The sequence below is a fragment of the Sneathiella sp. genome, assembly GCF_002694385.1.
Classification (GTDB): domain Bacteria; phylum Pseudomonadota; class Alphaproteobacteria; order Sneathiellales; family Sneathiellaceae; genus Sneathiella.
This window is the reverse complement of record NZ_NZMB01000015.1, coordinates 1-22331: the sequence shown is the minus strand read 5'-3', so window position 1 is coordinate 22331 and position 22331 is coordinate 1. Positions and strand designations below refer to the sequence as shown.

Below are 22331 nucleotides of genomic sequence, written 5' to 3'. Positions count from 1 at the left end.
GCACTTGCCGAGTGGCAGCAGCTTAGTGCTGCATGATAGGGGCGCTTTCGCGCCATTCTGCGTCATACGGAGACGAGTTCGCATTAGTCTGACAGCACCCATTGTTGGCGTCGGATTGATCATTTTCGGGCCACGCGGGAACTGATCGAATATTTGAGGTCAAGTCGGAGAGCCTGTGGTGTATACAACAGGCTTTCGACTAAAGACCATGGGGACCGACTTAGGTCGGTTTATTAACTCCCCGACTACCAAAGTTCTGGAATACCCGACAAGGGTTGCTTCTTTCGGTCTACAAACATTGGTTTAAAGTTTCCAGATTGTTTGTTGAAATGACTACTATCAGAGTATATATAGGGTTCAGGCGTTTTTATTTTCTGAGAGAAACAGTTGGCAGAAATTCGGAAAAAACTGAACTGGCGCAGAATAAGCGTGAGCATTTTTATGACTCTTGCTATTGCGATTAATGTTTTTGCGATCATACCCTCTGCCGAAAGTCACGAAGCTATAGAGAGCGTATCTCACATTATGGTTTCGGCGGCGGATGATTTGTCTAAAAGTCACGAAACCGACCGGCATAATCATATCGAAAAATGTGGCATGATCTCTTGTGCATTTAGCTTGCCCGCAAATTTTCAAGTAATATCGACAGCGTTTGGTGCGAAAACGCCGTTTTGCGTCATTGCTGTGCAAGTAGCATCTATTTCTTTTGCACCACCAAAGCACCCCCCAAAGATTTAGTTCCTCTTTTAGGCCATTTCTCAAGACAGCCATGATTGCTGTCAATGCGGTTATGCGCCTTTCCCAAACTTCGACTATTGAAATTTGAATCTGTCTCCCTGCCTGACCGAGGTGAGGTCTGCATTAGAAGGAGACCAGAACAGGAACTGATAACATGAAAATTAAGCGTACTTTTTTGTCCGGTGTTGCCGGTGTTACCCTTACGGCGGTATTAGCCGTCACTTCTGCAGTTGCTTTCGCTGCGGGCAGCCATGATGGCGGCCACGGCGGAAAATCGGGCATTGGTGTCCCTGGTAACGCTGCAGACGTCACCAGAACCATCGAGATCAAGATGGGGGATAATTTTTACGAACCGGAAGAGATTTCCATCAAGAAAGGTGAAACGGTTCAATTCAAGATCATCAATGCCGGGGAATTCGTCCATGAATTCAATATCGGAACAGCCGCCATGCATGCCGCACATCAGGAAGAAATGATGATGATGATGGAGCACGGGGTACTGGAGGCCGACAAGATCAATCGGGATATGATGAAGATGGATATGGGAAATGGCAAGACCATGGAACATAACGATCCAAACAGTGTGTTGCTGGAGCCAAAGGAAACGGCGGAGGTTATCTGGAAATTTTCGGATGATGCCGAGCTGGAATTCGCCTGCAACGTTCCTGGCCATTATGCCTCCGGCATGATGGGTGAAGTTCACTTTGAGTAAATGTTTGCGCAGCCCAAAGAGGCTGCGCATTCCAGCTTTTCAAAAAATGAAAGGAACAGCAGGATGAGAATTTCATTCATGCAAAAGACTTGCCTTGGTCTTGCAATGGCCGCAGGAGTTGCACTTCTACCAAGCTTGAGTGTCGCGAAAACCTATAACCTGACCGTCGACAAAGTTATGATTTATACAGGAGACTTCCAAAAGGAAGGGATCGGTTACAATGGAAAATCCCCCGGACCCGTACTCCGGTTCAAGGAAGGCGAAGATGTCACGATCAATGTGACGAATAACCTCGATGAATCCACATCTATCCACTGGCACGGCCTTATCCTCCCCTTCCAGATGGACGGTGTGCCTAAAATCAGCTTCCCCGGAATCGAACCGGGTGAAACCTTCACCTATAAGTTTCCAATCGTGCAATCCGGAACATACTGGTTTCATAGCCATTCCGGCTTTCAGGAACCTGACGGAGCCTATGGTTCAATTGTAATCGAACCTGAGAAACGGGACCCATATCGTTTTGACAAGGATTATGTCGTTCAGTTCACGGATGCGCATCCTCATTCCGGTAAACGAATATTGCGGAATTTGAAAATGTCAGCGGATTATTACAACCGTCAGCAACAAACGATTGGCGATTTTTTCGCGGATGTCCGCGAGAACGGTTTTAAAGCAACCGTCGATGACAGGATGGCGTGGGGCGACATGCGGATGATGCCGACAGACATTGAGGATGTGCAGGGCTTCACACCGCTTATCAATGGCAAAGGGCCTGAACAGAACTGGACCGGATTGTTCGAGCCGAAAGAACGCATTCGCCTGCGGTTCATCAATTCCTCCGCTATGACTTATTTTGATGTCCGCATACCGGGGCTGAAAATGACGGTTGTGGCAGCGGACGGGAACAATGTGCAACCTGTCACGGTCGATGAGCTTCGCCTGGGCGTGGCAGAAACGTATGACGTTATCGTTCGTCCCATGGACGATAAGGCCTATACAATTTTCGGGGCAAGCATGGGAAGAACAGCCTATGCACGGGCCACTCTCGCGCCGCGCCAAGGCATGGTTGCGGAAATTCCGGAAATGACAAAGGCACCGCTTCTTACCATGGCGGACATGGGGATGGACCACGGCAATATGGAAGGCATGGATCATTCGTCGATGAAAGATATGGACCATTCCAAAATGAAGCGTATGGACCACTCCAGTATGAAGGAGATGGATCATTCGAGCATGAAAGGCATGGATCACTCAAATATGATGGGCATGGAGCAGGATAAGGATAGCTTTTACGCAAATGGCAGTGGACTTGTCCCTACAGCGGCAAATGGCGGCAAGTTCCTTTCTTATGCCGACCTGAAGGCACAAAAACCTCTTTATGAGGAGCGAGAAGCCACGCGGGAGATTGAGTTGCGATTGACCGGAAACATGGAGCGCTATATCTGGTCCATCAATGGCGTGAAATATGAAGACGCTGATCCGGTCGTTCTTCAGTATGGGGAACGTGTCCGGTTCAAGTTTGTCAATGAAACCATGATGACCCACCCCATGCACCTGCATGGTATGTGGAGCATTCTGGATGTCGGTGCTGGGAAGTGGGACCCGATCAAACACACCATTAGCGTTGCTCCCGGAACAACCGTCTATTCCGAAACAGAGGTTGATGCGCCGGGTCAATGGGCGTTCCATTGTCATTTGTCTTTCCATATGGATGCCGGAATGTTCCGGAAGATTGTCGTTGAAGGCGGTCCGACATCCGCGAGCCTCAATCCGTCTGAACAGGGAGAACTGCAATGATTAAATTGAAGAAATCTCTCCTGACAGCGGCCCTCACCTTTTCTGTTTTGACGCCAGTTGTCGGCCATTCGGCGGAACTGTCGAATATCTACTATGGTGTTCAGATGGAAGAGTTTGAGTATCGGTATGGAGAAGGCGGCGAAGAGCTTTTTGCCTTTGACGGTGATGCGTTTATCGGCACCGACGAGCTGAAACTGCGATGGGAAGGAAGCGGAGAACTGGATTTGAATGTTAATCGCTTCGAATCCCTCTCTAACCAGATCGCCCTGCAAACTCCGATATCGGATTTTTGGGACATCAAAGGGGGCATTAGGTACTCGAGCCCGCAAGGACCGGATCGGTGGTATGCCGCCGTTGGCTTGAGTGGCCTTGCCCCGCAGTGGATGGAAGTGGATACGAATCTGTTCCTGAGTGAAAAGGGGAAACTCTCGGCTGACCTCGATATCGAGTACGAGATTCTTCTCACAAATTATCTGACCCTGACTCCTTCAGCGAATATCGAGGCGGCTTTTTCCAGTGATCGGGAAATTGGCGTGGGCTCCGGTATTAATAGCGTGGAGGCTGGCCTGCGGCTCAGCTACGACGTCTGGGATCGCATCCTCTCTCCTTATGTCGGTGTTGTCTACGAGCGCAAATTTGGACAGACCGCAAACTTTGTCGAAGCTGAAGGTGAAAGTGCGGATATTTGGTATGCCGTTATCGGTGCCAAGCTGATGTTCTAAGAACTCGTGCGTTTACGGATAGCATCTGGAAGGGCCTCGCCTGTTCCTTCCAGGTTTCTCCTCGCGTTAAACAATAGGAAAAAGCATGTTCAGAATTGTGTTCATTCTGGTTTATCTCGTCACGGCATTGGGATCTGCGTCGATGGTTTTGTCGGATGATTTGGTCGCCGACTTTCAATCTGCTCAGATTTCCGAGGCGCATCTGCTTCTTGATGAAGATGCCAATTCCGGTGTCTTGAGCTTTCGTATTACCAATAACAGTTCCGGTAATCTGACGATACTCGGTGTAACTGACACCGATCATATGCAATCGAAAATCATCGTGAGACTGGATGACACGCATTATGCTGAGTTGGGATCAATCACCTTAATCGAAGAAGAAAGCCTCGATCTGACGACGTCTCATATCTTTATACAGCTTTCAAATATTACGGAACCCATCAAAACGGATCAAAAGATAGACTTGAAACTGGTTTTTACGAATGGAGAATTGCCGTTTTCAGCACATGTAGCGCCGTCAAAATAATAATTATCTGGCGCGGCCAGAAAATGTTGGCCCGGGCGAATGCTCCTATTGAAACAGGACGTTTTTATAAAAATGAATTATCGACCAAAAACTTGCGAAGGAAGCCATGACAGATCATTCAGAGCACAGCCGATCAACGCAGTATAAGAAAAACAGCCTGACACTCATTGGCGCGATCTCAATGGGCACTGGTGTGATGATTGGCGCCGGCATTCTTGCGCTCACAGGGCAGATCGCCGAACTGGCGGGCTCACTATTCCCGCTTGCCTTTCTTGCAGCGGCGGTTGTAACGGCTTTCAGCGCCTACTCATATATTAAAATGTCCAATGCCTATCCGTCCGCCGGTGGCATCGGCATGTTCCTGCAAAAAGCCTATGGTCACGGAACTGTGACGGCGGGCGGAGCCTTGCTCATGTATTTTTCGATGGTCATCAACGAAAGTCTGGTCGCACGGACATTCGGCACCTACACCATGCAATTATTCGATGCCGAACCCGCCGGTTGGGCTGTGACGGCGTTGGGCGTTGGCGTTCTCGTTTTCGCCTTTTTGCTGAATATTTCGGGCAATCGCCTGATTGGCGGATTTTCGTTATTTATGGCTTTTATAAAGATCGGCGGCATTGTCGTGTTCGCGGCCGGTGGTTTGTGGATTGCGGGTATTTCTCTTGAGAGCGTTCTTCCCAAACCGGCTCCGGATGCATCAATAACGGGGTTTCTCGCGGCAATGGCGCTGGCAATTCTCGCGTTCAAGGGATTTACGACCATTACCAATAGCGGATCGGAAATTGTCGACCCTCATAAGAATGTCGGGCGGGCGATTATTATTTCGATCTTGATCTGTATTGTCATCTACGTGCTGGTTGCATTAGCTGTCGCGGGAAACCTTACCTTAGCAGAAATAATCGCCGCAAAAGACTTTGCACTGGCAAAGGCCGCGCGCCCGGCATTCGGCAGCTACGGCCTATGGTTTACAGTTGGGCTGGCGATAGTTGCGACGATATCCGGGCTGATTGCCAGCGTATTTGCTGTGTCCCGTATGTTGGCCATGCTTACCGACATGAAGCTAGTTCCGCACAGCCATTTCGGCATGCCGGGCGATATCCAGAAGCATACGCTGGTCTATACGGTTGTCATCGCCATTTTCCTGACCATATTTTTTGACCTGAGCCGTATCGCCTCTTTGGGCGCAATTTTTTATATCATCATGGATATCGCGGTCCACTGGGGTGTGTTCCGCTATCTACGCGAGGAAATTGGCGCCAATGGATTTGTCGTAATGGCCGCAATTGTATTCGATGTCGTCGTGCTTGGTGCATTCCTGATCGTGAAAGCTTCCTCTGACATGATGGTTATCTATGCTGCACTGATCGGGGTCACTGTAATCTTCACTGGTGAGAGATTTTTCCTTAAGTGGTACGAAGACGAGGAGAATTAGGAGTGTTCTGCAGCCAAAACACCTATTAAATCTTTACCGCATCACGTGGAATTGATCAGCATGCTGCCCTAAAGTTGATTGCGATCAATGCTTTTTTTTCCGTTTTGCGTACCATTTTCACTTCTTTAGATCAGATGAGGAATTGAATATCGCTATAAAGACAATACTCAAATTATTTGAAATTTCTTTGACTTTATGCGCCGTCAATCTTTCTGATGGTGCTTCGCGTACATGAATTATGCGTGCACTGCCCTGAAGATTCCTATGTCTGTAAATATGCGCCGTAGCGGACAATTAACCCATATAAACTCAGGAATTGTTATGAAATATATTAAAGAAACATCGAAACCAGTTGAGCAAGCGGTCGCGGATCTACAGGCGGCCGTGCTACGTCACAAATTTGGTGTGTTGCATATTCATAACCTTCAGGAAACGCTCGAGAAAAAAGGCGTGGATTTTCTCAATGCCTGCCAGATTCTTGAAATCTGCAATCCACAAACTGCCAAGGACGTCCTCGTCATGGATATGGACCTAAACATGGCGCTTCCCTGCCGTGTTTCTGTTTATTCCGAGAACAATATGACCAAAATAGGCATGATCCGGCCCACTGCTATGCTGGGGCTATTGTCGGATGCACCCAAGATGGCAAAGATCGCCAAGGAAGTCGAAAATGCCATTATCGCCATGATTGAGGAAGCTGTGTGAAAAAAACTCTGGCATGGAATGTTCCAATCGTTCAATGAGTTCAATGCTGTTTCTCCAGATAAAATAAAGGACCAAGCATCACTATGAAAAAAATACTCAAGATATCTGTAATTTCACTTGCTCTAAGCGCCTTCGCCTTTTCTCCCGCTTCTGCGCATTCAAATATGCAAAACGGACAGATGATGGGCATGATGGGCGGAGGATGCTCGATGATGAATATGATGGACCAGGACAATATGGTGCAGGACTCAATACAGAGCGGCGGAATGCAAGGAGGCATGAAGCCGAGTGGCATGGTGCAAGGCAGTGCCATGGGACCCGCGCGAATGAATTCGATGACGGAAGGCCGCCTTGCTTTTTTGAAATCGGAACTTCAGATCAAGGAAGCTCAGGAAGGCGTCTGGAAAGAATATTCCGATGCCGTAAGGAACGGTATGGCCGGTATGCAGGACATGCGGACGCAGATGACGAGGACAATGCAGGACGGTAATGCAATCGCCCGGATGGATGCCCGAATTTCCGGAATGCAGGCAATGCTGGATGCCATGAAATCCGTCAAACCCGTAACTGATAAGTTGTATGCGGCCCTAAATGACGAGCAAAAAAAAGTCGCTGATAGGCTGATCGGAATGAATTGCGGGGCAATGTAGGACGATTGACTGTATTTTGCTGGAGTGAAATCACAAACAAAACGGCCGGGTTTTACGCTAGTAGGTTAGATATGCCGCATTAGCGAATTTTTGTAACAATAACTCTTTCCGTAAAAAAGAGGAAATACGAGACTAAACTGAAAGCCAATGCGATATACCAACCATATGCATAAGATTCTATCAAGCCTAGAAAAAAGCTGGGCCATGTCAACCAAACAAAGCCTGGCAGCAAGTTTTGCCAAATTTCATGCATAGCATAACTCGGTAACCATAGATCGAATAATATACAAAAAATATAACTAAAAGATGTGAAAGCGCTTAGACTCAATCCAAAGGTGATCGTTGATCTGCGATTCATTTTGAACGCCGTTCCTTCAAACTGGGTTTCCACAAACATGATTAAGCTCAAATCTTTATGTCTAGTTCGATGAATACTCAGTGTAGATCTCTACTTACAAGCGCTACAAATAAGGAATAGTCACGTTCTGCAACAGCGAAGCAAATCGTTACAGAGTGTTACAAATTATAGAATGGCGACGTTGAACAACTCATAGGACTTTGTTACAGAAAATAGGCTGACCGCCGTCGGGACAATGACAATTGAACTAGCTTTGTGCGGATTTAATTATAGGCGAACCCGCCTCGGATTGAAGCGTCTATGTGTGTTTCGCTTGGATATATGTAATGAATGAATCACCGCATATCCTGATAGTCGATGATGATCGGGAAATACGAGATCTCCTAACCCGTGTTTTGAAGAGGCACGGTTTCCGCGCCACAGCCGTTAATGATGGTCGCGAAATGACCGTCGCGTTGAGAGATTGGAAGATCGATCTGATCATTTTGGACCTTATGCTTCCGGGCGAAGACGGCATAACTTTGTGCCGTGATCTTAGGGCACAATCAAATATTCCGATCATAATGCTGACGGCACTTGGAGAAGATTCAGACAAAATTCTGGGACTTGAAATTGGCGCGGATGACTATATTCAAAAACCCTGTAATCCAAGAGAATTACTTGCGAGAATACGTGCTGTGCTTAGACGTGCAGGTGAAGTTGCTGCAATTGAGATCGAGCAAGACACAATTATTGAGTTTGATGGCTGGCAGCTTGACCTGGTCCGTCATAGTTTGAAATCCGCCACTTCAGAATATGTAGAATTAACAACCGGTGAGTTTAAGTTGCTCGCAGCTCTTGCAAGTCATCCCGGTAGAGTGTTGACACGTTACCAACTTATGGATCTCGTTAAAGGCCGTTGGTCTCGTCCATTTGAGCGTAGCATAGATATGCAAATAAGCCGACTGCGACGGAAACTTGAAAGCGATCCCCAGAATCCGGAGATTATTAGAACGGTTCGCAGTGGCGGGTATTTATTTGCCCCTCAATCCATGACGGCGCGGACATGACATTCAATCGTTCATTGTGGCCGAAAACTATGGCGGCCCGGATTGTATTATTGCTCCTGGTTGGGCTCGGTCTTTCACATGTAATCAGTTTGAGTGTTTACAATTTTGATCGCGAGGAGATCGTAAATCTGATTGGAAGAGCACAATTAACGGAGCGCATAACGACAATAACCGGTATAATAAAAAATGCGCCGCCAGAGGAAAGAGAAAAAATCATCAGCTTTGCCAATAGCTCTACTTTTCAGCTAGATTTGGGCACTACAAGTACAGTTAAAAATAACGACCCCCTCGTAGCTAAACGCTTTTCAGCGGCGCTTTCGGAACTGACCTCGTTTGATTCAAGAATGCCAATTCTCGCGGAGACGGTTTCGGGCGAGGATAGCATATGGAGACATCTTTCTGGCAAATCAACCGAAAAACATATTTCTATTACTGATCATTTCGAGCACATTGTTAACGAAATTCGGACGGGCGCTTTAATCCGGGTTTCAATAGAAATTGGAGATAACAGCTGGCTAAACTATCAAGCCCCTGATGTTGAAGCAACGATGCCCTGGTCTATTAGATTTGTCCTATCGATTGCTGTGATGATGATCGCAACTGCAATATTTTCTGCCTGGGCTGCCCACTATCTGACCGATCCTCTAAAAAAATTGAGTATTGCTGCAGAAGATCTGGGGCGTAGCGTAACAGCGCGCCCAATACCGGAGAAGGGACCTTTGGAGGTTATACAATCAGTTCGCGTTTTCAATAAAATGCAAGCAAGAATTTACCGCTTCGTGGAGGACCGCACACAAATGATTGCAGCAATCGCTCACGATTTGCGAACACCTCTTATGAGAATGCAGCTTCGCAGCGAACTCTTGGATGACAATGAGTTAAAAAGAAAATTTAGCGAAGATATTGACGAAATGAATCAGATTGTTACGGCAACGTTGTCCTTTGCATCCGAAGATGCGGGAAGGAAGAAAAATGATCGATTCGATATAGTAAAACTTATTTCGGACGTCGTTGTGGATTTGAGCACGTTAGGTTTTTCGATCTCATGGGTTCCTCCTGATCCCATCAGTCTTGAGGGGCAAAAAGACCTATTACGCCGCGCCCTTTCAAATTTGATTGAAAATGCGGCGAAATACGGAGAATGGGCCTCTATTCATATACAAATTGCTGACGGAAAGCTCATAATCACAATTGATGATGACGGCCCAGGAATCGCTCCCGAAAACATAAAAGACGTTTTCAAGCCGTTTTTTAGACTGGAAGGCTCTCGAAGCCGGGAAACAGGGGGTACCGGTCTCGGCCTGTCAATTGCGCGATCAGCTTTCCGCAGTCACGGTGGCGACGTTACCATACGAAACCGCGCAGAAGGCGGCCTGAGAGTTGAAGCGTATCTGCCATTCTGACCGACCTTCATTCGGGCTCGATCAACTCATTTGTAACACTTTGTAACTGCGTGGTAATCTGTCACTAAATGTGACCGAAATGATTGGCTGCCGCCTCGACATCTCTCCCCGACTAAATAAGTATCGGTGCATAATATCTCTATTTTTATGCACTGAAAGTCGATGAGATGAGCTCACTTTTCTATTTCCTTTTTTGGGCAGGCCTGATTTTTCTAATGATGCGATTTGGCTGTGGCGCACATGTGATGGGTCACAAATCAAAGCATAAGCATTCTGAAGATGGTCCGCCCGTGCCTTCGGAAAACACCAATAACATGGTTTGGGTAGCTCCACCTCGTGATATCGATCCGGTATGCGGCACGCAAGTCAACACAAAAACCGCCAAATCAAGCGTCTACAATGGGTCAGTCTACTACCTGTGTTCGCGAGAGTGTCGTGAAATTTTTGAAGTAAATCCGAAAGAGTATCTCAGCTCCGAGAATTTGAAAATACAAGCCCCTGAAACGGAGGCTAAGCATGCCTGATCTGGTAAAAGAAAATACTGCTGAGGCAAGCCACGAAGTCCGCATAAGAAGTCGGACGAGTTTCCAACTGCCGGTAATTGCACTCGGGATGAGCCTCGGATTGTTCTTTGCCATTACGTTCATTCTATGTGTAAGTTTTGATCTGCTTTTTCCCGATCAGGCAATGTACAAAACATGGCTTGGGTTGCTGCCCGGATTTGCCTGGCTGAGTTGGCCGAGTTTCTTCCTGGGACTTGGTGAGAGCTTTGCCTATGGCTGGTACGTTGCCCTAATTTTTGGGCCGCTCTTTAACTTCTTTGCCTCTTTCGGTCAGAAAGGTCGGTCATGACTCGCTCGACTGTGCATAAAATGTCTACTCTCGAATTGACGGAGAACGGGCCGTCTCCTTCCTTAGCGCAGAACCAAGACAATACTCCCACATCGGACGGTGCTGCCCAGACAGAAAGGCCAGTGCCACATGGCCGGGATATATTCGACTATCAAATAGACTTCTGGCAACGGACAATCCTTTACTGGGACACGCTCAGACAGCGTGCCGACAATATGCTGGAACACGAGCGTGCCGGTTTGCCGCCATTGCTTGATTTCAAGTATGAGACGATCCTCGATGCTCGAACTTTTGAACCGCCCGTCAACTACGCTTTGCTGCGGATCACCGAAATAGGGGATGACTGCTGGGATGACTGCGTCGATCTGGAAAAGCCGCCGGTTATCGTCCTTGATCCGCGTGCCGGGCATGGGCCGGGAATTGGAGGGTTTAAGCACGACTCTGAAGTCGGGATGGCGCTTCAAGAAGGCCATCCGGTTTATTTCGTTATCTTTTTTCCAGAACCGTCACCACGGCAAACCCTTGCGGATGTTCATCATGCCTTGCGGCGGTTCGTCGACGAAGTGGCTAGATTGCACACTGGAAAGCCACCGGTTCTTTATGGAAACTGCCAAGCGGGCTGGGCGGCCACTCTTCTGGCTGCGGACTGCGAAGGGACGATCGGTCCAACAATCTTGAATGGATCGCCCCTATCTTATTGGGCGGGCGACGCAGGCATAAATCCGATGCGCATAGCCGGGGGATTACTCGGCGGCGTCTGGATGACCCATTTCACAGCAGATCTTGGCGACGGTCGCTTTGACGGTGCCTGGCTTGCGCAAAATTTCGAGAATCTCAAACCTGAAAAAGCGATCTGGGAGAAATATGCAGGCCTGTTCAATAAGGTCGATACTGAGCGAGACCGGTTTCTTGAATTTGAACGGTGGTGGAACGGTTTTTACTTCCTGAGCCGCGAGGAAATGGTTGGAATTGCGGAAAATCTTTTCATCGGCAACAAGCTGGAGAAAGGTGAATTCCGCATTTGCGACGGTTGCACTGTCAATTTGCGGAGAATCCGCAATCCACTCATTATCTTCGCCTCTTATGGTGACAATATTACACCTCCCCATCAAGCACTTGGCTGGATCCCTGCAGTTTATGAAGATACGGAAGACCTCAAATCGGCAGGCCAGCGTATTGTATATCTGACCAATCCGCACGTTGGACATCTGGGCATCTTTGTTTCAGCCAGCGTCGCCCGGCTGGAACATCGGGCTATTCTCGAAAGCCTTGATGAGATCGAGGCGCTTGTGCCGGGGCTATACGAGATGAAAATCGATAACCCCACAGGTGATCCGGATTGTCATAAGCCGCAATTTGCCGTCAGATTTGAGGAGCGGCAGGTTGAAGACATACAGTTTCCCCGGCAAGATGAAGCATTTGAACGGGCACGTACAGTGTCCGAAGCCAATGAGGCTTTCTATAGCACTTTCATTAGCCCATGGGTCCAGGCGGTGTCAAATCCCTGGTCTGCTGAAGTTATGAAATGGATGCATCCAATGCGTACCAGTCGATATCTTTTCTCAGAGGCATTTAATCCTTGGATGCAGGGTCTGGCGGATGTTGCCAAAAAAATTAACGAAAACAGAGAACCGCTTACTGACGCCCATCCAATGCTCCTAAAGGAACAAGACTTCATTGCTCAAGTTTCCCAGATGATGGAAAAAACCCGCAAGTCTCGCGATACCGCCTATGAACGGATTTTCAATCTCGAATACGGGATTTCGGATTTGGTAAACAATTTCCTTGAGACGAATAAGAGAATTGAAGAGACAGGTAAAAGTTCATGAACGAATCACTTTCACATACCCATCCCGAAAATAAAGAAAATGGAGGCGAGACTGCGACAACAGCCAAAGATCCAGTTTGTGGTATGGCTGTCGACCTGAATAAAGACAAACCACGGTTTGATCATGAAGGAACGACCTATCACTTCTGTTCGCAGAAGTGCCATGACAAATTCGCGGACGACCCGGAATATTATATTTCCGGTGCGCACAAGCAACAAACGAAAAAACCTGTTGCTGGCGCAAAATACACTTGTCCGATGCATCCCGAAATTGTTCGCGATGCGCCAGGTGATTGCCCGATCTGTGGTATGGCGCTTGAGCCTATGGGCGTGCCGACGGGCGACGAAGGTCCCAATCCTGAATTGCTAGATTTCAGGCGGCGCATGTGGATCGGCACTGTCTTAACAATCCCGCTACTCATTTTGACAATGGGACCCTTCGTTGGACTTGGCTTCATCCGCGAAATGATTGGAGAACGAACTGCTCTTTGGACTGAACTTGTCTTGGGTACGCCGGTTATTCTCTGGGCGGGCTGGCCTTTTTTTGTCCGCGGCGTCAAGTCGGTTGTCAACAAAAGCCTCAATATGTTCACACTCATAGGCATGGGGGTCGGCGCCGCCTATCTCTTCAGTGTTGTTGCTGTTTTGGCGCCTGAAATTTTTCCGGAAGGGTTTCGGAATGCTGAGGGACATGTAGGCGTCTATTTTGAAGCGGGCGCAGTAATCGTCGTTCTTGTATTGTTGGGCCAGGTGATGGAGCTTGGCGCACGTGAACGCACCGGCGCCGCTATTAAGGCGCTCCTGGATCTCGCCGCGAAGACAGCTCGCATCATCCGCGAAGATGGCACCGAAGAGGAAATTTCGCTTGAAGAAGTTGCAGTCGGTGATCGGCTGCGTGTACGCCCCGGCGATAAAGTTCCCGTTGACGGAATAGTGTCTGAAGGCCGTTCATCTGTCGATGAGTCAATGATATCTGGTGAACCTGTACCAGTGGAGAAAGTTGCAGGAGATTCAGTTACGGGAGCCACCATAAATGGTACCGGTAGCCTTGTTATTGAAGCAAGGCGCGTCGGCGCAGACACTATGCTTAGTCAGATTGTTGAGATGGTTGCGAGTGCACAGCGCAGCCGCGCCCCGATTCAGAAGCTAGCAGATGCGGTCGCCGGCAAGTTCGTGCCCGCCGTGATCTTTGTGGCCATTCTTTCATTTATTTCCTGGTCAATCTGGGGGCCAAACCCGGCTTATGCTTATGCATTGGTTTCCGCCGTTGCTGTACTGATCATCGCCTGCCCTTGTGCGTTGGGTCTTGCGACGCCTATTTCAATAATGACGGCGACGGGACGCGGCGCGCAGGCTGGCGTGCTCATTAAAAACGCAGAGGCGTTGGAAAGGTTTGCCAAGATAGATACTCTTATAGTCGACAAGACCGGAACTCTAACGGTCGGTAAGCCGAAGCTCATCGCCGTACTCGCTGAAGACGGACATGAAGAGGCGGAAGTCCTTCGACTCGCCGCCAGTCTCGAACGCGGCTCCGAGCACCCGTTGGCAGAGGCGATAGTTGTCGGCGCAGAAGAACGCGAGATCACATTAGCAAAGGCGGAGGAATTTGAGGCAGTCACAGGCAAGGGTGTCACAGGTATTGTGGACGGCAAATCCGTTGCTCTCGGAAACGCCAGATTGGTCGCCGATCTTGGTATAGCCACGAAAGGCTTCAGCGATATCGCGGACGCCAGGCGCGATCAGGGTGAGACAGTTATGTTTGTCGTCGTGGGCGGTGAGATCGCTGGATTGGTGAGTGTTGCCGACCCCGTGAAGGAAACCACGCCTGCGGCACTCAAAGCGCTGCATGCCGAAGGTTTTCGGATCGTTATGGCGACCGGCGATAATGAACGTACGGCAAAGGCTGTTGCCGCCAGATTGGGCATTGACGAAATCCGGGCTGATGTTCTGCCAGAAGACAAAGCCCGTATTATCAAGGAAATGCAGGCAGAAGGGCGCAAGGTTGCAATGGCTGGTGACGGCGTGAATGATGCGCCAGCCCTGGCTCAGGCCGACGTCGGTATTGCCATGGGCACTGGTGCCGATGTTGCGATAGAGAGTGCCGGTTTCACCCTTGTGAAGGGCGACCTTAATGGCATTATCCGGGCCCGCCGCTTATCGCGGGCAACCATGCGTAATATTAAGCAAAACCTGTTCTTTGCGCTGGTTTATAACGGCGCCGGCGTGCCGGTGGCGGCAGGTGTCCTCTATCCGTTTTTCGATATCCTGATTTCACCGATTTTTGCGGCCGCAGCAATGAGTCTTTCGTCACTTTCGGTCATTCTCAATGCGCTGAGACTGAGATCCGCCAAAATCTAAGAACGACAATGCAAACTTCAAAAGTATTTCGCAAGTCAAGGAGGATGAAAATGTATCGAACACAGCTTGCCACTATTTCAGCAATTGGAATGCTGATTTTGTCTGCGCCTATAGTGCTCGCGGATTCTGGCGAAAACTACTACATGCACGGCATGGGAGCGGGCGGATGGATTTTTGGTCCCCTGATGATGATTTTGATAATCGCCTTAATTGTGGGCGTGGTCGTACTTATCCTTCGCTGGATGGGTATTACGGACGGAGCAGGAAATCGGCGGGACCAAGCGCTCGATATTCTCAACGAGCGATTTGCTCGTGGCGAAATTGACTTGGAGGAATTTGAAAACCGCAAACGCGCCTTGAATAAATAGATGCAATGGGTCCGAATGGGGGCCCTTGAAAGCGCTCGAATCTGACGTTAAAGGAGATTAAGTAGTGAAAGCGATAGTGAATTTTTTGGCTACGGCCTGGATTGCCAGCGGCGCATTGCTATTGGGAGCACCGTCTCTTCATGCGGAACCGCTTGTCTATGTGCCGCTAGGGAGTGAGAGTAAAATTGCCATCATAGATGCTGCGAAAGATCAGATCATTGGTATCATAGATGGACTGCAGGCTGTTCATGGGTTGTCGGGGACCCCGGACGGACGATTTTTAATTGCGGGTAGCTATTCGGAGAGATCTGTCGACATTACTCCGGTAAAACCGAAGAGCGTTTCAGAAGATGAACATGCTGCACATCACAAGGCGCCATCCGTCCAGAAAGAAGAATCAGATATCGCGTTAGTGAGTACCGTCTCCGTGGTTCAAATTAGCGACGGAGAGGTCGTGCGGACGATTGATGTACCAGGTGCGGTTCATCATGTGTCGGTTAGCCCAAACGGAAGATATACGGCAGTCACGCGCCCAAACGAAGGCGGAATATCGATTATTGATCTAACGAATTTTGAGATTGTCGGCAACATTTCAACTGGCGAGCTTCCTAACTATTCTGTCTTCAGCCCGGATAACAAGCAGTTGTTTGTAAGTAACGCTGGTGACGGTACGATAAGCGTCATAAACGGTGAGAGCTGGGTTGTTGAAATGATCATTCCAGTTGGAACGAGTCCAGAACATATCGTGCTTTCGAAGGATGGTAAAATTCTCTATGTCAATAATGTAGACGACGGAACTGTATCGGTCGTTGACACAATATTGATGCGAGAAACAAAGACGATGAAAATGGGATCGGTACTTCACGGTATTGATCTTTCCGAAGACGGCTCCGCTTTGTTTGTGGCGGCGCTTGGGGATGACAAGATAACGAAAGTCGATCTCGCGTCAGAGTCCCTGCAGTCTGTGAAGTTGTCACCTTCCCCCTATCATCTGGCGACAATTGCGGGAACGGACAAGATTTATGTATCCAGTTCCGACGAAGCGAAAATCTGGATTGTCAGCCAGAAAAGTCTTGAACTGGTGGGCCAAATCATGATCGGCGGAAAAGGGCATCAGATGGTCGTGATGCCAGGTTCCTAATTCAAGGAGGAGTATGAGTCATGAGAGATCTTTTCTTCTCTAAAACCGGTATTGTGCTTATCGGGTTTATCGCCGTTGCAGGCTATTTTTTGTGGGTGGAACATACAGCCCATTTAGTCACTTATCTCCCACTGATATTACTGCTAGGGGGCTGCGTCCTAATGCATGTGTTCATGCACCATGGTCATGGCGGCCATGGTTCAGACAATGACTCTCAGCATGACTCCTCATCTCATTCGGATAAAAAACATGACTGATCAAACGGTAGACTACGGACTATGGTCGCTCGTCGTCATAAATTCCGCAGTGTTCCTTATTTTTGCCTTCAGCTTCTTTAAACCCAACAGTCCGCGTGATTGGCGGACGTTTGGCGCATTTAGCGCTTTCATCGTGGCACTATTTACGGAAATGTACGGGTTTCCGCTGACCATCTATTTCTTGTCCGGGTGGCTTCAAAGTAACTTCCCTGACGTCAACTGGTTCGCGCATGACTCCGGCCACTTGCTTGAAATGCTTTTTGGCTGGAAATCCTCTCCGCATTTCGGGCCGTTTCATATCTTGAGCTTCGCGTTTATTGGCGGCGGTTTCATCTTGCTTTCCGCTGCATGGAAAGTCCTTTTTCAGGCACAGAAGTCGGGCAATTTGGCCACGACCGGCCCATATGCAAGGATAAGACATCCGCAATATGTTGGCTTTGTGCTTATCATGCTTGGATTCCTTTTCCAATGGCCGACATTGTTAACCCTTACCATGTTTCCGGTTCTATTGATTATGTACTGGCGTTTGGCTTTGAGTGAAGAACGTGATGCTGAAATAACGTTTGGTAATATCTATAGGGATTATGCAAAGGTTACGCCCCGGTTTATCCCCGCCTTCGGGCGTGGCTCGAAATCTTCGTCCGGGAGCCATGGGATCAATTTGTGAATTTGATGCTGCTAATCTGAACTGGAGATAATCATGAAAAATTTTCGTTGGAAGATGTTTATGATTATGGCGCTCATGTCCTTGTCAGGCAACGCTTGGTCCGATACTGGCCACGGAACGGAAAAAAGCCATCAGATGGACCAGATGAATGATGATAAAATGTCGGGAATGATGCGCGAGGGTATGCTGGCGATGCCTCAAATGGATCCAGCCCGCGGACGCGCCCTTTTCGCGTCAAAAGGCTGCGTTGTTTGTCATTCCGTTAATGGTATCGGCGGTGAGGACGCTCCCGCTCTTGACGCATCATCCATGCCACCGATGATGAACCCGTTTGAGTTTGCCGCCAAGATGTGGAGGGGTGCCGAAGCGATGGTCGCCTTGCAACGTGAGGAGCTGGGAGAGCCGATAGAACTGACCGGCCAGGAACTGGCAGACATTATCGCCTTCGTTCACAGTCACAAGGAACAGACGATTTTTTCCATTGCAGATGTGCCTGAAAGAATGAAGAAATTGATGGATCATTCCAGTACCGGGGAGCACCATTATGGCGTTAAAGACTGACGCTCCGGAATTGCTGGACTCGTCGCATCCAGAGCGTGAAAGTGGCCGCCGGGATTTTCTTTATGTGGCGGCTGGAGCGATGGTGGCCGTTGGCGGTGCCTTCGCGATATGGCCGTTTATTGACAATATGAATCCGTCGGCCGATGTTGTCGCCCTGTCGTCTGTTGAAATTGACATCAGTCAGATAGAAAAGGGGCAACGTATAACCGTCGCCTGGCGCGGACGCCCGGTTTTCATCGATTATCGGACCGAGGCTCAAATCGCCCAGGCACGTAAGGATGACGACGCTGACTTGATCGATCCTGAGCGCGACGATCAGCGAGTTCAGCGCGCTGATTGGCTGATCGTCATTGGCATATGCACGCACCTTGGATGCGTGCCTCTTGGTCAACGCAATGCAGATCCGCTCGGACAGTGGGGCGGCTGGTTCTGCCCCTGTCACGGTTCACATTATGATACATCCGGTCGAATTCGCAAAGGCCCGGCACCCAAGAACCTTGTCGTTCCCCCTTACAACTTCCTTGCCGACGAAATGCTTCGAATTGGTTGAGAAATGAGATTTAACCCAAATTAAAAAAGGTACCCGTTCCTAATGGAAGTGAATTAAACCCATGAAGATAAGCACAAATTGGCCAAAAATAGCTGTACTGGTTCTGCTTGCGGGCAGTGCCGTGATTTTTCTTTTCGAATTAATAGATCCTCCGGGTGATAGTACCCGGACAGACATATCCATTCCGAAACTGACCGCACTTGCAGAAAAGGGAGAAAAAGCATTTGTTACGAATTGTGCCACTTGCCATGGCGTCAATGCGGTAGGGACCGACAAAGGGCCGCCGCTTGTCCACGATATATATAACCCTGGACATCACGCTGATGTGGCATTCTATCTTGCAGCGAAAAATGGCGTTCGCCAGCATCATTGGCCGTTTGGTAACATGCCCCCACAACCGCAGGTGAGCGAAGCCGATTTAGAGGCTATTTTGAAGTACGTACGCGAACTTCAAGTCGCGAACGGAATTACGTCTCGTCCACATAAAATGTAACCAACTAAATCACTTACCTTTGGCATGTGAAAAAATGAGGATGGACCATTGCGAATAAACCCCAAAGAACATTCAGATTATCCTTGGTATCTACGCCCCTTTTTTTGGAATCAAAGGCGTAAATATGGAATTGTACTGGAGGCGGCGCTTCTGTGGGCTCGTTCACCGAAACTGTTTCTTGGCGTTGTCATACTTTATGGAATGATAGATCGAAAACGCTCGCCTCTTAATCCGGTTTTGCGATCGCTTGTGACCGTTTTGGTATCACAAATCAATAGCTGCTCCTTCTGTGTTGATTTGAACTCGGCTATCCTGTTGAAACGTGGCGTTTCCGAAGCGATGGTTGAGGCCCTGCCAAATTGGAGAGAAAGTGATTTGTTCGAGCCGTCTCAGAAGGCGGCGCTGTGTTATGCCGATGCAGTCACGAAATATGATCGGGGCGTCGATAATAAAATATTCGCCGAACTGCAGAAATATTTCGACGACGACACGATTGTCGAACTCACCGGATTAATTGCCTTTCAGAATCTGTCCAGCAAATTTAACAGTGCGCTTGACGTGCCGGCACAGGGGTTCTGCCAACTGCCGCCCGTGAGCTAGCCGTGGGAAGAATAGTCAGGCTTTTCCGATATGAGCAAACGTCGGGTTTGATAGTGATTGGGGCCGTATTATTGGCGTTGGCGGCGGCGAACTCACCGCTTGCCGGAATATATGCTCTTGTCCATCACACTCCGGTTCATTTTCGCTTTGGCCCCCTCGTCATTGATGAGCCCTTGGTGCAATGGATCAATGAAGGTCTGATGGTAATTTTCTTTCTGGTTGTCGGATTGGAGATCAAGCGGCAACTTCTCGAAGGCCATCTCGCGAGTTACAAGCGAGCGGCACTGCCGGTATTTGCTGCGTTAGGTGGCATGATCTTCCCGGCTGTTGTCTATGCGAGCCTGAACTGGACTGATCCGATTGCACTCCGTGGCTGGGCAATTCCGACTGCAACCGACATTGTTTTGGCGCTCGGCGTGCTGTCCTTGCTAGGATCGCGAGTCCCCGTGAGCCTCAGGATATTCCTTACAGCCCTCGCTATATTTGATGACATCGGTGCGGTCATTATTGTCGGTCTTTTTTACGGGGAGCCGCTCTCCGTCATGCCTCTTCTCGTTGCTGGTCTAGCAATCCTCGTCCTTGCTCTAATCAATAGGTTTCGCGTTGTGCTACCGGCAGCTTATATAGTCGTTGGCCTAGTGCTTTGGGTGGCGCTGCTCAAATCCGGCGTGGAAGCCGCGCTCACAGGTATTTTCATCGCACTGGCTGTCCCTCTGCATGTGCCTGGCAGAAGAGTTTCGTCTCCTCTTCGTCACACTGAACGCCGGCTTCACGCGTGGAACGTCTTGCTGGTTATTCCTCTGTTCGCCTTTTTTAATGCTGGAATCACAATTAATTCCACCTCAGGTTATTGGCCCTTGGAAACGGTATCCCTAGGTGTCATAGCCGGCCTTTGTGTTGGAAAGCAAATTGGCATCTTCTGTGCGTCCCGTGCAGCCGTCGTTACAGGCCTCGCGCAATTACCGGACGGTATAACATGGACGCAGCTATACGGCGCCGCACTACTCGCCGGGATAGGTTTCACCATGAGCACATTTGTAGCGACGCTCGCTTTCGATGATCTTGGCCTTATTTCGTCGGCCAAGCTTTCCATCCTTATCGGCTCCCTAATTTCCGCAATCACAGGATTGACCGCGATCCGCTTATCAACGGCGACCAAAATAGTGAGAGGTGCAAAAGCTTTGAGTTCAGGAAAATAGCCATGCTTAATACGGCTCAGATTATTTTAGTCATGTTTCTTTGGGCAATCTGCTTTCCATTGATTGTATTGGGTTTATCATACGCGCCGCACCTGACGTTTGCCGCGCTCCGCGCGTTTTTAGCGGGGGCAACTTTGCTTGCTATTGCGCTCATTATGAAACGCCCTCAACCACGAGATATAGGAACTTGGCTTATGCTTGGCACAATTGGTCTCGGGGCGACGACGTTAGGGTTTTTCGGCATGTTCCATGCTTCGGAATTTATCTCGCCCGGCGTAGCGACGGTTATCGCAAACACTCAACCGCTTATGGCGGCAGTGCTGGCCTCTCTGGTCCTAAAAGAACATCTTAGCAGATTTGGGAAAATTGGGCTCCTGTTGGGATTTTTTGGTATCGTGTTGATTGCACTTCCGGCGCTTATGTCGAACACGAATGGCAATTACACCCTCGGAATTTTCTACATTGTTTTGGCGGCCGTCGGCATTACAGTCAGCAACGTCTTAATCCGGCGCTTAGCACATCGCATAGACGCCCTTAGTGCTATGGGCTGGCAACTCGTCCTCGGGAGTTGCTTTCTTGCACTGATCGCCTTTTNTACCGAAGAGACCCAAATAACCTGGAACACACCTTTTATTTTAAGCCTCTTGGGNCTGGCTCTGCCAGGAACTGCATTAGCCTATTGGTTATGGTGCCGCGTGCTAGGNCAAGTGCAACTGAACCGCGCCAATGCATTNAGNTTTCTNGTACCAATCTTCGGGCTAATCATAGGGGTGACTTTCTTTCAGGAACGTATTGGGATTTTATCGNCAGTCGGTATCGGCCTGACAGTTTNGGGTATCTTGCTGGTCAACTGGCCGATTAAACGTGAAAAAATGGCGTTAATGGCCGGAGGAAAATGAGAGGTCAATAATGGAACAGCTATTGGAAATTTCAATTGCCAGTATCGTGGCTATTTTCATTGTTACGGGACTGTTTTATGAATGCTTGTGTTTCACTTCACATGTTGTCTCCAGGACAAATGCCGGTCCTCGACCTATCATGCTCATCATGGTGACGGGGGTTTTCATCGCTCATGGCGCAGCCATTTTCATATATGCTACGATTTACTGGATACTTATTCACTTTCTGGGGTTCGCGGATTTATCTGGCAATGTACAAGATCATTTTCCGACCTATCTGTATTTTTCTGCCACCAGTTACTCTTCACTTGGCGTAGGAGACGTATTCCCGGTCGATGCCATGCGCTTCCTCACTGGAATTGAGGCCCTTAATGGGCTTCTGTTGATTACCTGGTCGGCGGCTTTCACCTATTTTGCCATTCAGAAAATGTGGGAGACCCATGGCATAGAAACAAAGTTTTTG

The 22331-nt window shown here is 48.9% G+C and carries 25 protein-coding genes; all 25 read left to right on the top strand.

What is annotated here, in order from left to right:
- Nucleotides 1-387 precede the first annotated feature (387 nt).
- On the top strand, nucleotides 388-738 hold the full coding sequence (locus CMN55_RS10255) for a hypothetical protein (protein ID WP_293949710.1): 351 nt from the start codon (nucleotides 388-390) through the stop codon (nucleotides 736-738).
- 154 nt (nucleotides 739-892) lie between these two features.
- Entirely contained in the window at nucleotides 893-1450 is a 558-nt protein-coding gene (locus tag CMN55_RS10250; RefSeq protein ID WP_293949709.1) for a cupredoxin domain-containing protein, read from the top strand.
- A 105-nt stretch (nucleotides 1451-1555) separates the two neighbouring features.
- Nucleotides 1556-3247, top strand: coding sequence for a copper resistance system multicopper oxidase (locus CMN55_RS10245; RefSeq protein ID WP_366932028.1), 1692 nt, complete (start codon nucleotides 1556-1558; stop codon nucleotides 3245-3247).
- A complete protein-coding gene (locus CMN55_RS10240; protein ID WP_293949707.1) occupies nucleotides 3244-3969 on the top strand; it encodes a copper resistance protein B in 726 nt (241 codons plus the stop codon). The genes CMN55_RS10245 and CMN55_RS10240 overlap by 4 nt, the downstream gene beginning before the upstream one ends.
- Before the next feature lie 85 nt (nucleotides 3970-4054).
- On the top strand, nucleotides 4055-4495 hold the full coding sequence (locus tag CMN55_RS10235) for a hypothetical protein (RefSeq protein ID WP_293949706.1): 441 nt from the start codon (nucleotides 4055-4057) through the stop codon (nucleotides 4493-4495).
- A 106-nt stretch (nucleotides 4496-4601) separates the two neighbouring features.
- Entirely contained in the window at nucleotides 4602-5930 is a 1329-nt protein-coding gene (locus CMN55_RS10230; RefSeq protein WP_293949705.1) for an APC family permease, read from the top strand.
- A 321-nt stretch (nucleotides 5931-6251) separates the two neighbouring features.
- Complete coding sequence (locus CMN55_RS10225) at nucleotides 6252-6635, top strand: DUF302 domain-containing protein (RefSeq protein WP_293949704.1); 384 nt, start codon at nucleotides 6252-6254, stop codon at nucleotides 6633-6635.
- Nucleotides 6636-6718: 83 nt separating this feature from the next.
- Nucleotides 6719-7285, top strand: a complete 567-nt coding sequence (locus CMN55_RS10220) for a Spy/CpxP family protein refolding chaperone (RefSeq protein WP_293949703.1) — start codon at nucleotides 6719-6721, stop codon at nucleotides 7283-7285.
- Nucleotides 7286-7969: 684 nt separating this feature from the next.
- Nucleotides 7970-8692 (top strand): response regulator, encoded by a 723-nt coding sequence (locus tag CMN55_RS10215; RefSeq protein WP_227953256.1) that lies wholly within the window; start codon nucleotides 7970-7972, stop codon nucleotides 8690-8692.
- Complete coding sequence (locus CMN55_RS10210) at nucleotides 8689-10095, top strand: ATP-binding protein (RefSeq protein WP_293949702.1); 1407 nt, start codon at nucleotides 8689-8691, stop codon at nucleotides 10093-10095. Before CMN55_RS10215 ends, CMN55_RS10210 begins: the two co-directional genes overlap by 4 nt.
- A gap of 167 nt (nucleotides 10096-10262) precedes the next feature.
- Nucleotides 10263-10619, top strand: a complete 357-nt coding sequence (locus CMN55_RS10205) for a YHS domain-containing protein (protein ID WP_293949701.1) — start codon at nucleotides 10263-10265, stop codon at nucleotides 10617-10619.
- Complete coding sequence (locus tag CMN55_RS10200) at nucleotides 10612-10947, top strand: DUF5676 family membrane protein (RefSeq protein ID WP_293949700.1); 336 nt, start codon at nucleotides 10612-10614, stop codon at nucleotides 10945-10947. The genes CMN55_RS10205 and CMN55_RS10200 overlap by 8 nt, the downstream gene beginning before the upstream one ends.
- A 20-nt stretch (nucleotides 10948-10967) precedes the next feature.
- A complete protein-coding gene (locus CMN55_RS10195) occupies nucleotides 10968-12776 on the top strand; it encodes a DUF3141 domain-containing protein (protein ID WP_293949699.1) in 1809 nt (602 codons plus the stop codon).
- Nucleotides 12773-15133: a heavy metal translocating P-type ATPase gene (locus CMN55_RS10190; RefSeq protein WP_293949698.1), complete on the top strand. Its 2361-nt coding sequence runs from the start codon at nucleotides 12773-12775 to the stop codon at nucleotides 15131-15133. Before CMN55_RS10195 ends, CMN55_RS10190 begins: the two co-directional genes overlap by 4 nt.
- Nucleotides 15134-15183: 50 nt before the next feature.
- A complete protein-coding gene (locus tag CMN55_RS10185) occupies nucleotides 15184-15501 on the top strand; it encodes an SHOCT domain-containing protein (protein WP_293949697.1) in 318 nt (105 codons plus the stop codon).
- A gap of 64 nt (nucleotides 15502-15565) precedes the next feature.
- On the top strand, nucleotides 15566-16642 hold the full coding sequence (locus CMN55_RS10180) for a YncE family protein (protein ID WP_293949695.1): 1077 nt from the start codon (nucleotides 15566-15568) through the stop codon (nucleotides 16640-16642).
- 20 nt (nucleotides 16643-16662) lie between these two features.
- Nucleotides 16663-16899: a DUF2933 domain-containing protein gene (locus tag CMN55_RS10175; RefSeq protein ID WP_293949694.1), complete on the top strand. Its 237-nt coding sequence runs from the start codon at nucleotides 16663-16665 to the stop codon at nucleotides 16897-16899.
- Nucleotides 16892-17566 (top strand): methyltransferase family protein, encoded by a 675-nt coding sequence (locus CMN55_RS10170; RefSeq protein ID WP_293949693.1) that lies wholly within the window; start codon nucleotides 16892-16894, stop codon nucleotides 17564-17566. Before CMN55_RS10175 ends, CMN55_RS10170 begins: the two co-directional genes overlap by 8 nt.
- Nucleotides 17567-17599: 33 nt before the next feature.
- The gene (locus tag CMN55_RS10165) at nucleotides 17600-18127 is read left to right on the top strand and encodes a c-type cytochrome (protein WP_293949692.1); all 528 of its coding nucleotides are present in this window, start codon (nucleotides 17600-17602) and stop codon (nucleotides 18125-18127) included.
- Complete coding sequence (petA, locus tag CMN55_RS10160; RefSeq protein WP_293949691.1) at nucleotides 18111-18677, top strand: ubiquinol-cytochrome c reductase iron-sulfur subunit; 567 nt, start codon at nucleotides 18111-18113, stop codon at nucleotides 18675-18677. The genes CMN55_RS10165 and petA overlap by 17 nt, the downstream gene beginning before the upstream one ends.
- 61 nt (nucleotides 18678-18738) lie before the next feature.
- The gene (locus CMN55_RS10155; RefSeq protein ID WP_293949690.1) at nucleotides 18739-19170 is read left to right on the top strand and encodes a c-type cytochrome; all 432 of its coding nucleotides are present in this window, start codon (nucleotides 18739-18741) and stop codon (nucleotides 19168-19170) included.
- A 48-nt stretch (nucleotides 19171-19218) separates the two neighbouring features.
- Nucleotides 19219-19770 carry a carboxymuconolactone decarboxylase family protein gene (locus CMN55_RS10150; protein ID WP_293949688.1) on the top strand — a complete coding sequence of 184 codons (552 nt, stop codon included), beginning with the start codon at nucleotides 19219-19221 and terminating at the stop codon, nucleotides 19768-19770.
- Between the two features lie 2 nt (nucleotides 19771-19772).
- A complete protein-coding gene (gene nhaA, locus CMN55_RS10145) occupies nucleotides 19773-20969 on the top strand; it encodes a Na+/H+ antiporter NhaA (RefSeq protein ID WP_293949687.1) in 1197 nt (398 codons plus the stop codon).
- A 2-nt stretch (nucleotides 20970-20971) separates the two neighbouring features.
- Nucleotides 20972-21868 carry a DMT family transporter gene (locus tag CMN55_RS10140; protein WP_293949686.1) on the top strand — a complete coding sequence of 299 codons (897 nt, stop codon included), beginning with the start codon at nucleotides 20972-20974 and terminating at the stop codon, nucleotides 21866-21868.
- 10 nt (nucleotides 21869-21878) lie between these two features.
- A partial coding sequence (locus CMN55_RS10135) for an ion channel (protein ID WP_293949685.1) occupies nucleotides 21879-22331 on the top strand: 453 nt, incomplete at its 3' end.